The organism is Kribbella shirazensis (genome assembly GCF_011761605.1).
GTDB classification, from domain to species: domain Bacteria; phylum Actinomycetota; class Actinomycetes; order Propionibacteriales; family Kribbellaceae; genus Kribbella; species Kribbella shirazensis.
This window is the reverse complement of sequence record NZ_JAASRO010000001.1, coordinates 7,432,531-7,446,429: the sequence shown is the minus strand read 5'-3', so window position 1 is coordinate 7,446,429 and position 13,899 is coordinate 7,432,531. Positions and strand designations below refer to the sequence as shown.

Here is a 13,899-nt window from a genome sequence, read left to right as displayed (position 1 = left end):
CCGAGTAGGTACTGGTTCGTCGTCGCTGTGGTCTCGTCTGAAGGTGGGTCGGGGCAGCCTGTGGTTCGCGGCTACTCCTTGGTGTGTGGCATCAGCCAGGTTGCGCCCGTGCGCGTACAGGCTCCATTGCACGGGCAGTCGGGGATGCCGGTGGCGTAGCTGGGGACGAAGTACTTGTGTGCCAGGCGCAGGGCGTCTTCTTCGGTGATGCCCCAGGAGGTCCAGTTCGGCCGGGAGGCTTCCATGACTTTCTGCGGGTCGCCCAGTCGCCAGTACTCGGAGAAGCGGTCGGGGTTCGCGACGCCGAGGGCTGTCGCGAGTACGGAGATGTAATTCCTGATCGTAAGCCTGTCACTGGCGAACTTGCCGAGTTCGCGGGTGCAGCCGTGGTACATCGTGACCAGTACGTCCGCGCCGGACTCTGTGAGAAAGTCTTCCAGTTCGACCTGTGCGGCGTGGTACTCGTCGGTGCCGATCGTTGCGATCTTCGGCCCGGCGTTGTCGCACAGATCGAGTGCGGGGGACTTGGCGTAGCCGAGGACCTCGACTCCAGGGATCCGCCTCAGCAACTCCATCACGATGCCAGGATGGGCGTCGCGGACCGGGTGCTCGCCCAGGTGACCATGGACCAGCACCTTTATCTTCATCTCGGATTCCCACGGCACGTTGTCACCGAGTTCGTCGAGTCGTTCGACCAGATAAGCCGAGAGGCTCTCGCTGGTGAAGTTGATGTCGCTGCCGGGCTCCAGTGCGTCGCTGAACTGCATTTCGCAGGCCGAGCACCACTGCAGTGTGCGCTTGGGCTGGTACGCCGACAGTCGTTGCACGGACTTGCCGAGAACTTGCTCGGCTGAGTCCCCGAATCCGAAGGCGTTGTAGATCTTGCCGCAGCAGTACTTCTGTCCGGCGACCGCGGCGAAGTCGACGCCGAGCGCCTGGAAGACGGCGACGGCATCACGCTGCAGATGCGGGGACTGCCGGACGTTGCAGCCGAAGTTCAGGAGGACGTCGACCTGCCGATCCGGGGGCGCTCCGTCTTCGGACCACAGCGCCTCGTCGCGAGACACCTGCAGGCGCTCCCGATCCAGCATCGCCCCGTAGAACTCCTGGAACGTCAGATCCGAGACCCTCGGCTCGTCTGGTGAATGGCCTGTCTGCGCACTGAGCTGCTCGGACACCGAATCCTCCTCGGCGGGCACCCGCCCCACCCGCATTGTCGGTTAACTCAAACCTGTATATCGATATGCGATATCTTACCCCGGTAGTGATGTCCTGCCAACCTGCGCATGGCGGCACGGCAGGCGGACCAACTGCTGTGCGAGTCGTGTCTTGGGAGCAAGGGGGGTGGTATGTCGACCGATCGGGTGAGCGAATCCTCGCGCCGGCGGCTGGTACTGGCCGTGCTCGCGCTCGTCAGCCTCACAATCGCGTACTCGACGTTGGCGATGGCCCCCTTGCTGGTGCAGATGGCGGACGAGTACGACGTGTCTGTCGGCCGTGCGGGTCTGGCGACCGCGGCGTACGGTCTGCCCGGGGCGGTGCTGGGAGTCTTTCCGGGGCCATGGTCGGATCGCTATGGCCGCAAGCGGTTCCTGGTCAGTGGATTGCTCGTTCTCGGGTTCGGCCACCTGGCCACCGCGCTCGCGCCGGATCTCGGCTTGATGATGTCTGCCCGGCTCCTGACCGGGTTGGGGTTTGCGCTCGCTGCGTCCAGCGTGCAGGCGACGATCGCCGATCACTTCGACTACGCGCATCGTGGGCGGGCCGTCGCCGTCGTGATGGGTGCCGGGGCGGTGATGTCATTCGTCGGAGTACCGCTGTCCGGCATCTTGGCCGATCTGACAACGTGGCGAGTTTCAGTCGGTATGGTTGGCGTGCTGGCGATGCTCGCGTTCATCGTGACCGCTGCTGTACTGCCCCGGTCAAGGCCGACTGCGGGCGCTGTCAGCAACTGGAAGCTGTACCGGATGGTTGTCGGCCGTCGGCCCCTGCTAGTGCTCCTGTCGGTCGGCTTCGTGGCAGCGCTTCAGTGGATGATCTGGGCGGCGTACGTCGTGGTGTTCTTCCAAGTGACATTCGGGCTGTCGCAGAGCGCCGCATCGCTGGCGTCGGTGACCAGTGGCCTAGGCGCCCTGATCGGCAGCCAGTTCGCTGGGTGGTTGGGAGATCGTGTGGGACACCGTCGGGTGCTCGGAGTCGCGCTTGCCGTCGCTTCTGCGGTTTCGTTTGCATTGACGAGCGCGCCGGTCGGACTTGTCGCCGCCGCCCTGCTCAACAGCGTGCTGGCCGGCACGGTGGGGGCTCGCAACGTGACCCACACCGCCTTGCTCACCGAGGAGCTGCCGTCGGCGCGAGCCACGGTAATGTCCATCTGGGCGTCGATGACAGCGGCGTCGGTACTGCTTGGGTCCACCATAGGTGGCCTGATATTGGACGCATTCGGGTTCTGGCTGCTCGGGCCGTGTTGTTGCGCGCTGTCCACGCTGTCTGCGGTGGCGTTGCGCTGGTATCGACAGGACCAGTCGGCGGAGCGATCGTAGGAGCCGTTCGAAGAGGGGCAGGACCTCTGCCCGGGGTGGGCTCAGACCAGGCCGAGTGCGAGCATCGCGTCTGCAACCGTGACAAAGCCGGCGGCGTTGGCGCCGAGTACGTAGTTGCCGGGCTCACCGTAGTCCTCGGAGGTCTCGTAGCAGCGCGCATGGATATCCGACATGATTGCGCGCAGTTTGTCGTCGACCCGCTCGATCGACCAGGAGTCGCGGACCGCATTCTGTTGCATCTCCAGGGCCGACACGGCTACGCCGCCGGCGTTCGCTGCTTTGCCCGGCGCGAAAGCGACGCCGGCGGCGCGGAACACGCCAATCGCGCCAGGAGTGCTGGGCATGTTCGCACCCTCGCCGACGGCGACACAACCGTTGTCTACCAGGCTGATGGCATCGTGCTCGTCCAGTTCGTTCTGTGTTGCACAGGGAAGTGCAATGTGACACGGAACGTCCCACACCCGGCCATCGGCGACGTACGTCGCGTCTGCCCCGATCCGCTCGGCATAGTCGAGGAGCCGACCTCGCTGAATCTCCTTGATCTGCCTCAGAAGGTCGACGTCGATACCCTTCTCGTGCACGACGTAGCCGGTGGAATCCGAGCAGGCAACCACTCGGCCCCCGAGCTGATGCACCTTCTCGATCGCGTAGATGGCCACGTTTCCCGAACCTGACAGCACGACGGTGCGTCCATCGAATGAGTCTCCCCTCGTCGCGAGCATCTCCTGAACGAAGTAGGCGCAGCCGTAGCCCGTTGCCTCGGTGCGGAGCACGGAGCCTCCCCGGTCCGGCGCCTTGCCAGTCAGTACGCCCGCCTCGTAGCGGTTCGTGATGCGCTTGTACTGCCCGAACAGATAGCCGATCTCACGCCGCCCGACACCGATGTCGCCGGCGGGCACATCGGTGTTTGGACCGAGGTGCCGGTAAAGCTCGGTCATGAATGACTGACAGAACCGCATTACCTCGGCATCAGATCGGCCCTTAGGGTCGAAGTCGGAGCCGCCCTTGCCGGCGCCGATCTGCAGTCCGGTGAGCGCGTTCTTTAAGATCTGCTCGAAGCCGAGGAACTTGAGGATGCCGAGATCGACCGACGGGTGGAAGCGCAGCCCTCCCTTGTACGGCCCAAGCGCAGAGCTGAACTCGACCCGCATCCCGCGATTTACCTGAATCCGGCCGCGGTCGTCGGTCCATGGCACCCTGAAGACGATCTGCCGTTCCGGTTCGCACAGCCGTTCGACGATCTTGGCGTCCACGTACTCTGGGTGCCGGTCGAGCACGGGCTGCAGGCAGCCGAGCACCTCATGTACCGCTTGATGGAACTCGTCGTCACCCGCGTTTCGGGCGACGACAGTAGCGTAGACATCGTCGAGCCCTGCGTGGGCGGCGATGACGGTCATGTTCACTCCCTGCGGCGACATCTCACACAGCGATATCGATATTCGATATAGACTACTCGTGGAACTCCACGAGTTCAACGCCGGCGGAGTGGGTGCCGGAGGTTGGCGCAGTCAGTGCCCGCCGCAGGTGCATCGGATGCCGGCCGCGCCGGGGCCTTCGACCTTGAAGCCGGAGCCGTCCTGGGTCTCCATGAAGTCGACGGTCACCCCCTCGCAGTACGGCAGGCTGACCGGGTCCACGACCAGGCGGACGTCGTCGACCTCGCTGACCGAGTAGCCCTCCTTGACCTGCTCGGCGAATGACATCCCGTACTGCACGCCACAGCACGTTCGGCCGGCTACGTAGAGATGAACGATCGGCTGGGCGCTTGTGGTGTCCAGCTCCTTGAACTTCGCGGCCGCCCTGGCGGTTAGTTGCACGGTCGAGGGGAGTAGGGGAGACATATCAATATCGTATGGCGATAGTGCTGGGGTGTCGACTTGCTAGTAGCCCCGCTTCACATGGCCGGACTCTCCGGCGCTCAGGCGCTGTTGATCTGCCGCAGGACGTCACGCGCCATCATCAGCGCACCGTTGATCGCGGTCTCCTCGGCGATCGGAGTAGTGGGCAGGAGTTGCCCTGGCTTGCGGTCGCAACCGCCATACGCGGTCTCGAACTGGACATTCCGGCTACGGACGAGGACGCGAGCCATCCGGCACGCTTCGCCGCCGGAGCCGTAGATCAGAGTTGCCTCACTCCCTAGATGCGGTACCTGGCGCTTGCCGTCGACCCTGGGCATGACGACGTTCGGCCCTAGTCGGGCAACCTTGTTCCGGTAGGCGAAGGTGATGGTCTGCTCCGCGTCCTTGTCGCCGGACATTCCGCTGGCCTGGACCATTGGGAACCGGATGTAGTCTCCCGTGACGAATTGCCAGCGGCAATCGCGACTGAACTGCCTCAGGCCCTCCAGGTTGCGGTCCGAGGTAGCGACCTCATCGCCGGCGGCGCCAGGATAGATCGCCTGGATGGTTGCGGGGGTCAGGAGTGAGCAGGAGGCGGGCAATGCCGAGTGGAGGCTGCGGCGCGCGGGTATTGGCTCGGTGGGTGGTGCGGCCACCGGCGGAAGAACCTTCGGGTCCTTGGCCACTGCATCGCCACCGAGACGCTTCGCGATCACGAAAACACCAACTCCGGCGGCGAGCACTGCCAGGATGCCGACAGCGATAAAGGCGATCATGAGTCCGGCCCGGCCGCGCCGGCGAGTAGGTGGAGATGGTGGAGAGGTGCTCGGCTGCCAGTAGTTGCCCTGCTCTGGCTGGCCCCAAGGTCCGGACACGTGTTCAGCCTCCCGGCGGTATGAGTTGGTTATTGAAGTCTGATGACGATAGCAATAATCGATATCATTCCGGAGGTCTACCGCTGGGGGTGCGGGGTGGAGCGAAGGCCTGTGGGACAGCAGCTATTCAGTCAACAATTGGGCGGAGCAACCTGCGATCGCTGCGTCCACGCACAGGAGCATCTGGGCGGTGGCGCGTGATACCGGACTGCGATATCGTGAACTGTAGTCGCCTTCTCGGTGGGATACGTGCGCCACCGAGAAGGCGCACCTCAACGACGACGGTCGCGGATCAGGAGCACATGACGATGCGATACACACGCCTCTTCACCGACGATGACGGCTCCGCCCGTTTTACGGACGTCAACGTAGATTCCTCGCCTAGTCGCCCCCTGCTGACGCATACGGAAGAGTTCCCAGTGTCGGCGATGCGGATTGCCACGGCAGAGGCCGGTTGCCGGAAGGATCAGGGGCCCGAGTCTCGCCGCAACTGGGTTCTGTGCCTCACCGGGTCGGTGCAGATCACCGCTTCCGGCGAGACTCGGACATTCTTGCCCGGTGACCTACTCCTTGCTGAGGACATCGTGGGTGACGGCCACTCCAGCTTCTCGCCCGGGGGTTTCACAGCAGCCGTGGTTGCACTCTGACGCAGCTCTCTCTGCCTAGATCAGGCTCTGGGCCTATGTCAAAGCTGATCTGTGCGGACGGGGCCGGTGGTGGACACTTCACGAGCTCGTCAGTCTTCGCTCTTGCAGTGCGGTGTGAAGGGCTTGCAACGCGGAGTAGCTTCGATACTTCTCCGTGCTGGGCGGAACGCCAAGTACCGCGGCTCCTTCGGCCACCGTCCGTCGGTGGTAGAAGAGTTCGACGATTACCTCGCGATGGTCGGCGCTGAGTCCTTCAATCGCCTCCGCGTCGTACCGAGTCGTGACGGCCCGGAAAGTGGAGGGCGTCACAGCTGGGAACCGCTCCGTGCGTCTGAGCGTGCGAGGATTCGGTCTGGTCTCCTTTGCCACTTCGTGTTCTAGAGCCCTGGTGGCCGGCGGCGGACGATCACGGCGCCCGTCACAATGGCGGCTGCTAGGAGCACAGCTGCGCCGCCGGTGACCCAGAGCCAAGGTGATGTCGAGTCGGACGCCGCCGGAATTCCAGCTTCAGGGGCGGGGGCAGGTGACTCCGACGCGGTCGCCGCGGGGGAGTCGGTCGGTTCCGGCGTCGGGCTCTCGGAAGGACTCGGGGTGGTGGTGCCCTCAGGCCCGGCAACGCGGCTCCCGGCGATCGCGAGGTCCAGGGTGACTGGTACGCCACGTGGCGCACCGCTGTTGCCGACGCCGATGCTGACGCCGACGCCGAGCTTGATCACGATGTAGTACCAACCGCTGGCGCCGGCCCTTTGGATGTTCTGGTCGTTCGACGTGCGGTTCTGGTACATGACCCGCGGGGTGCCGATCGCCTTGCCGGGTGGCAATGCCGCGGTGGTGCCGGTATAGGCTGTCGTGTAGCTGTTGACGGTTGCTCGGAACGGGTTGTACAGGTTCGTGCGGACGTTGGCCGTCAGGCCGTTTGGGGTCCCCCCATAGGTCACGCGGTACGCGAGTCCCTGACCCCAGTCCAGCTTCACCCGGTAGAACAGCAGCTCACCGTTGTAGATGGTCTCCGTGTACCGCCCAGGACCGGCAAGCGCGGTTGCAGCGTTGAACGAGCTTCCTGCGCGCACCGCACGGGCTGGACCAGTCGGCGGGCGGGAAAAGTCGACGATCGCGGTCTGAGCATCCGCTCCCTTGTCGCCGGTCACCGGTGCCTCGACCTGGAGAAGTAGCTCGACTGGTACACGGTCAGTGCCATTGTTGCCGGGGTTGTGCAATCGGGTGATCCGGAACGCGTATCTCCCGGGATCCGTGCAGCCGGTGATCGCGGCACCCCCTGGCGCCAGGCCGTCCCACGTCACGAGGGTAGTCAGGGCGCTGCCATCCCTGGCCCTGGTCTCGATCTCGCGTGCGGACCGGCACTCCGCTCCGCCTGGGCCGGTGACCTTGATGTCCAGGACCTCGAGGCCGCGTGGATTGCCACGGGGAAGGATCGCGGTAGCTGCGAAGTAGGCAGTGTCGCCGGCCTGCAGATCGGCGACGTAGTACCGCTCCTCGACGGCGTTGAGTGTGTCGCGGTACTGGCCTGGCTCCACTTCCGGCGCCGTACCCGGGTCTGCGGTGCCGATGATGGGCTTGCCTACCGGTTCGTACTTCCGCAGCGCGCGCTCGGTGACGCGCCCGAGGACGCCGATCAGGGAATCGGCGTCGGCAGCATCATGGTAGGTGCCTCCGGTCTGCTGTGCGATGCAGGTGAGCTGGGCACGGGCAGCGGGATCGACCCGGAAGCCGATCGTGTGCACGTGCAAGTCGACACCTTGCTTGGAGAGCTCTTTCGCGACCTCGCACGGCTCCGGCGGTGCACAGGTGTCCTCGCCATCGGAGACGAGGACGATCGAGCGCTGGCCCTCCTTGGGCAGTTGGCTGGCTGCGACTCGCAGAGCATTGCCGATCGGCGTGTAGCCACGTGCTTTGGCCGTGGTCACCGCATTCTTGAGGGCGGGCTTGTCCACTACCGAAACAGCGCGGACAACCTGTATGTCGCGGCAGCCGGCGGACTTCTCCGCCCTGCTGGACCCGGTGCCGGCACCGTAGATCGTCAGACCGACGCTGGCCGTCGCCGGGAGGGTGTCAACCATGCTGGACACGGCCCGCTTGGCTGCATCGAGCCGGGTACCGCTACCACCGGCGTCTCGCGCGGTCATCGAACCGGACGAGTCCAGCACCAGCATGAGCGGCGACAGTTCGTCGGCGGCAGCTGCAACCGCGCTGACGGACGGAAACGTTGCGATTAGGAGCGGGACACCAACGAGGACAGTTGCATGGTGCAACATTGCTTTCTCCAAGCGTTTCACTGTGATCATGCCGAGTCTCGTCGGCCGGATCCGGCGTCTGGCATGGACGTCTCGGTGCCGACTGGTCGTGCTGACCAGGTGGCAGCGATGTCGTCTGGTGGTAGTGCAAACGGCGATGGCAGGTACCGGCACAACGCGATGGGATCGGCGCAGCTGCACGCGATCCTTGAGCAGAGCCGCTTGGCTACCACAAACATTTTGAGCAGCGACCCGCGGCGAACGCTCGTCGAATGGTCCACAGATGCAGCTGGAGGCGGATTGTTCTCGACGGTTGGGTCTCGTGCATCGTCGCCCTGGCTGATTGTCACAGTAGTAACAACTCCTGGTTGGTCGCTTCACACCGCGAGGGAGATGCCGAGCTCGGCGGCCGTGGCGCGCAGCATCGTCCGCACAGCGCCTGGCAGCGAGATTCCGTTGGTAGGGCGCTGCTCCACGTTCTGCATGCCGGGAGATCTTTGCTGCTCACTGCCGCCACAGGCCGGACTGCTGGCGTAGATCCGGTCGATGAGCTTGTCTACGCTCGATACGAACGACTCGTAGGGAACTGAGACCGTCGGATCGAGTGCCAGGAGCAGCATGCTTCCGCTGCGCTGTTGGCTGGCATCCGTCGGAGAGCTTCGATCGATGGCTGACGTTTCGCTGGTGGACAGGACGGCGGTCAACACCTTCCACAGCATGGCCAGCCCGAACGAGCTTTCGTGGACCGGGCGTAGCATCTCGTCGAATGCAGCTACTGGATCGAATGGAGCCTGGCCGGCGACCTGCGCGAGGCCGATGCCCGATCTGGCCATGTTCAGCATCAACGGCGGATTCTGTCCGGCTGGACTCGCGATGGCGAGGGTGTTGATTGCGCCTGCCTCGTAGCTGGCTCCAGGCGACAATTCCCTAGGTTGACCGCTGTTCATCGCAAGCCCGACCATCTGCTCGTCCACAGCTAGCGACGCGACGTACCCTTGCGCGACAGGGCCTGTGATATTGCGGATCAGGGCCGCGCTCACACCGGTCGACCGTGCGGTCTCAATGACTTCGGCCATGACCCGGTGACCGACCAAGGGTCCCAAGGCGTCCTCGGCGTCGACGACCAGGAACCCGCCGCGTCTGAGGGCAACTTTCGGTTCCCCGGACGCCGTCGCCGCGGCACCGGCGCGTAGCGCGGCGAGGTACCACGGGAGATTGCTGATACCAAGGCATGGCATGCCCTGCAGTTCGGCCCAGACGAAGTGGTCGGCCAGCAGGTTGGCGTCAGCGACGGACAGGCCGTACTGCTCGAGCGCTTGGTGGATGAAGTGGTGCAGTTGATCGGCATCGACCCAGTTGCCGACCGTCGGATTCGTCGAGCCCATTGGTCGAGTCGTGATCCTGTCATCAAGGTTGATATCGCAGAATGCTATCGTAGCACGATATTGTGATCAGGGTTAAACGCCCAGTCTTGACTTCATTCCTGCCGAGCATCCGCGCGTCTGACCCGTCTCACCGCCCTGCTCGCCGTGTCCGCGCTGGCCCTGACCAGCTGCGGCGGCTCCGCCGAGGACGATCCGGCGGCCGCTGCTGGCTTCGGGCGGACCATCCAGCACGCGATGGGTACGACCGAGATCCCGGCCAAGCCGAAGCGGGTCGTCGCGCTCGACGCGAGTTACGTCGACGCCACGCTGATCCTCGACACCCCGGTGGTCGGCTACACCGAGTACCGGGCCATCAAGGGCAGCCTGCCGGACTACCTGGGCGACGACCGGACGAAGTACGGCTCCGAGGCGCAGCCGGTCGGCACGCTGGCCGAGCCGAACCTGGAGAAGATCGCCGCGCTGAACCCGGACCTGATCATCTCCGCCAAGGTCCGGCACGAGAAGCAGTACGAGCAGCTGTCGAAGATCGCCCCGACGATCATGTCGGAGACCACCGGCGCCACCTGGAAGGAGAACATCCGGATGGAGGCGAAGGCGGTCGGCCAGGAGGAGCTGGCCGAGCAGGAGATCGCGGCGTACGAGAAGGCGGCGAAGACCGTCGGCGACGCGATCAACGCCAAGGCCGGGAACCCGACCATCTCGATCACCCGGTTCATCGACGGCCCGACCCGGCTGTACCAGAAGAAGAGCTTCTCCGGCATCGTGCTGAAGGACGCCGGCCTGGCCCGGCCGAAGTCGCAGGACGTCGAGGACTTCGCGCTGGAGATCAGCCCGGAGCGGATCAAGGACGCCGACGCGGACGCGATCTTCGTCACGGTGTACGCCGACGAGAAGGGCCTGAGCGCCAAGACCGCGGCCCAGTTCAAGGCGAACCCGCTGTGGAAGCCGCTCGCCCCCAAGGTCCACGAGGTGTCCGACGTCACCTGGATGACCGCGGTCGGTCTGCAGGGCGCCTGGTCCATCCTCACCGACCTCGCGAAGACCTTCGACGTCCCGGCCCCCACCACGGCCTGACCGTACGGCGAATTGCTTCAGGCTGGTTTGATGTTGTGGTTCTGGTCGAACAGGTTCGACGGGTCGTAGACAGCCTTGACTTCCGCCAAGCGTCGGTAGGTGGCCGCCGGATAGCTGTTCGCGATGTCATCAGCCGTGGCGGTGCCGTGGAAGTTCACATAACTGCCGATCCCGAACGGCTGAATTCCTTCCCAGTGCCGAAGCGCCCGCGACACCTGTTCATCTGTCGACTCGATCGGCAACGAGGTCTTCGCGAGTACCATGACCTCGGCGTCGCGATGTGCGAATGCGGTCGCTGCGGCCGGCAGCTTTGACATCTCTCCGCCAATGTGACGAAGCACGAAAGGCCCGCTGCCCTGTCCGCTGCCGAAGATGTCGCCCAGGACGGTGAAGAGTCTCTCTGTCATCTCCGGCACGAGCACATTCTTGCTGACGATGCGGATCCCGGGTGGAGGTGGGACGGCATCGTGCAGCAGTTCGAAGTAGGGGCGCAGCGCGATGTCGTGACCGATCACGGTGCGGGGCCTCAGCAGAGGGTCGATCGCAGCCAGGGCTGCCTCGGTGTCATCACCTGCATAGCAGCAGGCCACCATGACCATTGGCGGATCGCCACCAAGCGCAGGCATCACGCAGAATGCCGTACTCAGTTCGTCGACAGCTCCTTGCACGCCGTCCCACCACCGGCGCATCAACGCCGGCACGTCATCCATCCGATACAGGATGGTGCCGCCAACTACCGAGCTGAACGGGTGGGCAACCAAGTCGAAGTCCACGACGACTCCGAAGTTGCCGCCGCCGCCCCGAATCGCCCAGAACAAATCCGGATACTCGGTCGCGCTGACTCTCAGTACGGTGCCGTCGGCCGTCACGATCGTCGCGGCGAGGAGGGTGTCGATTGTCAGTCCGTACTTGCGAATCATCCATCCGATGCCGCCGCCGAGTATGAGGCCGCCTACGCCAACGGTCCCGGTGTCGCCGGAGCTGATCGACAATCCATGTGGGTGCAGAGCTCGCGCGACGTCGGTCCATGTCGCCCCCGCGCCCAGACGTACGACCCGATGGTGAGCATCCAGAACTTGCACCCTGTTGATCAAGGACAAGTCGATGACTAGGCCGCCGTTGTTGGTTCCGAACCCAGGCTCTCCGTGGCCGCCGCTTCGGACGGAGACAACCAGATCGTTGGCCACGGCATGGCGCAATGCAGCCGCGATGCCGAGCGTGTCCCTTGGTCGTACGACGACCGCGGGGGAGCCTGTCCAGATGTAGGTGGAGCTGGCTTCCGCGTAGTCGGGATTCGCCGGCAATACAATGTCGCCGAGAGCTTTGCTCCACCAGCTTTCGAGCCCCATCACACCTTCTCCCGAACCGCCTATCCTGAGAACGGCATGATATCACAGGGCGATATCATAGATCGACTATGTGGGGCTGGAGCTTACCGGGGCTAGGTCGTCAGCCTCGTCGCTGCCAAGTCGATGGGCGCCGTAACGGTGGATCGCTACCGCATGCCGATCGAATAGCCGAGCAAAGTCCTCCGGTGCCTGCTGACTCCCGGATCGTGTCCGGCTACTGCAGGAGACGGGTTCGGCATCCATAGGCCGGGATCAACGACCGCCCGGCAGCGCGAGGGAACCAGCCACATTCCGATCGCTGAATCAGGCGCCCCGCACGGCCTGGTCCTGGATCGCAGCATCCTGGTTCTGCGGGCGGGTCGGACAAACGATCTTCGGCCCCATGGATCGTGAGGGAATCGTAGATGCCAGAGAGCCGCGGGTCTCTGGCGCGGCTAGGGCTTGGAGTATCAGGAAGCTCATTGAATTGATCGATGAAGCGATAGATGCGGCGGGTAACCAGCTGGCTCGTTCGGCCGGGTTGTGGGCGGACACACCCGGTCCGTTCGATGAGCGTGAGAGGCCGACCGTGCGACGTCGGTCATCGTCGGCGCGGACACAGTTGGAGGAGCCAGACACAGACGGGTCAAGTCCCTGGAAGTGGTGTAGTGCTGCGTGATCCTGGGGTGGGGTTAGGCGGTGAGTGCTGGTAGGTCGTCGGTCTCGATCTCGGGTTGGGTGTTGGTGTGGCTGGTGAGGCGTGAGCGGGCGAGGACGTCGAGGCCGAGGTAGCGGCGTCCTTCGGCCCATTCGTCGGTCTGTTCGGCCAGGACGGCGCCGACGAGGCGGACGATGGCGTCGCGGTTGGGGAAGATCCCGACCGCGTCGGTGCGGCGCCGGATCTCCTTGTTCAAGCGTTCGGCGGGATTGTTGGACCAGATCTGGGTCCACACGTCCTTGGGAAACGTCGTGAACGCGAGGACGTCCTCGCGGGCCGCGGCGAGATGGTCGGCGACGGCGGGCAGCTTCTCGCCGACGTAGTCGAGCAGCCGGTCGAACTGGGCCTGCACCGCGTGCGCGTCGGGCTGGTCGTAGACCGAGTGCAGCATCGCCTTGACCGCCGGCCACATGCTCTTGGGGCAGATGCTCATCAGGTTCGCGGCGTAGTGCGTTCTGCATCGCTGCCAGGACGCGCCGGGCAGGTTCGCCGCGATCGCCTCCCGGAGACCGGCGTGGGCATCCGAGGTGACCAGCCGCACGCCGGCCAGGCCGCGGGCGACCAGATCGGCGAAGAACTCGTTCCAGGCCGGCCCGGTCTCACTGGTGGCCACGCGCAGGCCGAGGACCTCGCGGTGCCCGTCGCCGTTGACGCCGGTCGCGAGCAACACGACGGCGTTGACGACCCGGCCGCCCTCGCGGACCTTCATCGTGAGTGCGTCCGCGGCCACGAAGGTGAACGGGCCGGCGGCGTCGAGCGGCCGGTGCCGGAAGTCCTCGACGACCGCGTCGAGGTCGGCGGCCATCCGGGAGACCTGGGACTTGGACAGTGAGTCGATGCCGAGTGTCTTGACCAGCTTGTCCATCCGCCGCGTGGAAACCCCGGCGAGGTAGCAGTCGGCCACGACGGTGATCAGGGCCGACTCGGCGCGTTTGCGGCGCTCTAGCAGCCACTCCGGGAAGTAGGTGCCCTTCCTGAGCTTCGGAATCGCGACATCGACCGTTCCGACACGGGTGTCCAGGTCGCGGTGCCGGTAGCCGTTGCGCTGCGTCGTACGGCCCGGCGAGGGGCGTCCCCACTCCGCGCCGACCACCGCGTCGGCGTCGGCGGACAGCAGCGCGTTGATGATCGACTGCAACAGCGAACGCATCAGATCAGGGCTGGCTTCGGCGAGCGCCTCGCCAAGCAGACCGACAGGGTCGACAATGTGTGGTGCGGTCATCGTGATGGTCCTCGAGGATT

The 13,899-nt window shown here is 64.9% G+C and carries 10 protein-coding genes; 2 read left to right on the top strand and 8 right to left on the bottom strand.

Features of this window, described 5'->3' with window-relative positions:
- Nucleotides 1–71: 71 nt before the first annotated feature.
- The gene (locus BJY22_RS35520) at nt 72–1,178 is read right to left on the bottom strand and encodes a heterodisulfide reductase-related iron-sulfur binding cluster (RefSeq protein WP_167215892.1); all 1,107 of its coding nucleotides are present in this window, start codon (nt 1,176–1,178) and stop codon (nt 72–74) included.
- A 171-nt stretch (nt 1,179–1,349) separates the two neighbouring features.
- Between BJY22_RS35520 and BJY22_RS35515 the strand changes: the two genes are divergently transcribed.
- A complete protein-coding gene (locus tag BJY22_RS35515) occupies nt 1,350–2,540 on the top strand; it encodes an MFS transporter (protein WP_167215890.1) in 1,191 nt (396 codons plus the stop codon).
- A gap of 41 nt (nt 2,541–2,581) precedes the next feature.
- Here the strand turns inward: BJY22_RS35515 and gdhA are convergent, their stop codons facing one another.
- The 5 genes from gdhA to BJY22_RS35490 all read right to left on the bottom strand — a co-directional run bounded on the left by gdhA (nt 2,582) and on the right by BJY22_RS35490 (nt 9,537).
- Nucleotides 2,582–3,937 carry an NADP-specific glutamate dehydrogenase gene (gdhA, locus tag BJY22_RS35510; protein ID WP_167215888.1) on the bottom strand — a complete coding sequence of 452 codons (1,356 nt, stop codon included), beginning with the start codon at nt 3,935–3,937 and terminating at the stop codon, nt 2,582–2,584.
- Nucleotides 3,938–4,048: 111 nt separating this feature from the next.
- Nucleotides 4,049–4,381 (bottom strand): HesB/IscA family protein, encoded by a 333-nt coding sequence (locus BJY22_RS35505; RefSeq protein ID WP_167215886.1) that lies wholly within the window; start codon nt 4,379–4,381, stop codon nt 4,049–4,051.
- 77 nt (nt 4,382–4,458) lie between these two features.
- Nucleotides 4,459–5,154: a hypothetical protein gene (locus BJY22_RS35500; protein ID WP_167215884.1), complete on the bottom strand. Its 696-nt coding sequence runs from the start codon at nt 5,152–5,154 to the stop codon at nt 4,459–4,461.
- A 1,123-nt stretch (nt 5,155–6,277) separates the two neighbouring features.
- A complete protein-coding gene (locus BJY22_RS35495) occupies nt 6,278–8,353 on the bottom strand; it encodes a vWA domain-containing protein (protein WP_337759743.1) in 2,076 nt (691 codons plus the stop codon).
- A gap of 176 nt (nt 8,354–8,529) precedes the next feature.
- On the bottom strand, nt 8,530–9,537 hold the full coding sequence (locus BJY22_RS35490) for an Ldh family oxidoreductase (protein WP_167215882.1): 1,008 nt from the start codon (nt 9,535–9,537) through the stop codon (nt 8,530–8,532).
- Nucleotides 9,538–9,681: 144 nt separating this feature from the next.
- On the opposite strand from BJY22_RS35490, the gene BJY22_RS35485 reads away from it, so the two are divergent.
- A complete protein-coding gene (locus BJY22_RS35485) occupies nt 9,682–10,611 on the top strand; it encodes an ABC transporter substrate-binding protein (protein WP_337759742.1) in 930 nt (309 codons plus the stop codon).
- Nucleotides 10,612–10,628: 17 nt separating this feature from the next.
- Here BJY22_RS35485 and BJY22_RS35480 read toward each other — a convergent pair whose 3' ends face one another.
- Nucleotides 10,629–11,960 (bottom strand): FAD-binding oxidoreductase, encoded by a 1,332-nt coding sequence (locus tag BJY22_RS35480; RefSeq protein ID WP_167215880.1) that lies wholly within the window; start codon nt 11,958–11,960, stop codon nt 10,629–10,631.
- Between the two features lie 671 nt (nt 11,961–12,631).
- Nucleotides 12,632–13,879, bottom strand: a complete 1,248-nt coding sequence (locus BJY22_RS35475; protein ID WP_167215878.1) for an IS256 family transposase — start codon at nt 13,877–13,879, stop codon at nt 12,632–12,634.
- Nucleotides 13,880–13,899: the final 20 nt, after the last annotated feature.

Excerpts from the sequence above, each read along its gene's own strand:
- BJY22_RS35505 (WP_167215886.1), bottom strand. The coding sequence starts at position 4,381 with ATGTCTCCCCTACTCCCCTCGACCGTGCAACTAACCGCCAGGGCGGCC.
- gdhA (WP_167215888.1), bottom strand. The coding sequence starts at position 3,937 with ATGACCGTCATCGCCGCCCACGCAGGGCTCGACGATGTCTACGCTACT.
- BJY22_RS35500 (WP_167215884.1), bottom strand. The coding sequence starts at position 5,154 with ATGATCGCCTTTATCGCTGTCGGCATCCTGGCAGTGCTCGCCGCCGGA.
- BJY22_RS35475 (WP_167215878.1), bottom strand. The coding sequence starts at position 13,879 with ATGACCGCACCACACATTGTCGACCCTGTCGGTCTGCTTGGCGAGGCG.
- BJY22_RS35515 (WP_167215890.1), top strand. The coding sequence starts at position 1,350 with ATGTCGACCGATCGGGTGAGCGAATCCTCGCGCCGGCGGCTGGTACTG.
- BJY22_RS35490 (WP_167215882.1), bottom strand. The coding sequence starts at position 9,537 with ATGGGCTCGACGAATCCGACGGTCGGCAACTGGGTCGATGCCGATCAA.
- BJY22_RS35480 (WP_167215880.1), bottom strand. The coding sequence starts at position 11,960 with ATGGGGCTCGAAAGCTGGTGGAGCAAAGCTCTCGGCGACATTGTATTG.